Source organism: Helicobacter valdiviensis (assembly GCF_003245365.1).
In the GTDB taxonomy this organism is placed as follows: Bacteria; Campylobacterota; Campylobacteria; order Campylobacterales; family Helicobacteraceae; genus Helicobacter_D; species Helicobacter_D valdiviensis.
The window spans coordinates 1-402 of record NZ_NBIU01000133.1; the positions used below are offsets into that span (position 1 = coordinate 1).

The following is a 402-nucleotide window of genomic DNA, read 5'->3' on the forward strand; positions in this document are numbered from 1 at the left end:
CTGCAGCGCCTACATTGCTGCCGGTGGTTGTTGAGAAGTGAGAATTGCCGCAGAAATAAGCACGCCAAGCAAAAGAATGCTTTCTATCTGAAGTACCTTACGGACCACGCCCACACCATCGAGCGAGCGGCTCGCCGCCGGCAAGCCGATAAACTTGTTGTAGCCCCCTAGGACAAGGGCAAACAGGACAAGGACCACCTTGACCAACAACGTTGCGCCATAGGACGTATGCGTCAGATGGTCCGATGTGCCGACGCGGTGCCATCCATTAAAGATGCCGGTGATGACTATGCCCGTGACTGCCACCAAGGCAGCTTGCGACAACAAGTTCAGGTATCGGTCGCTCCCGCCAACGGCTCGGCTACCGGCGACCGTGCCGCTCAGGACCACCCACGCGGAGAC

The 402-nt window shown here is 58.2% G+C and carries 1 protein-coding gene; it reads right to left on the minus strand.

Translation table 11 applies throughout. The features are described 5' to 3' along the window. Positions 1–9: 9 nt before the first annotated feature. Positions 10–402: CopD family protein (locus tag B6S12_RS10910; RefSeq protein WP_146239372.1), on the minus strand; the 393-nt coding region annotated here is incomplete at its 5' end.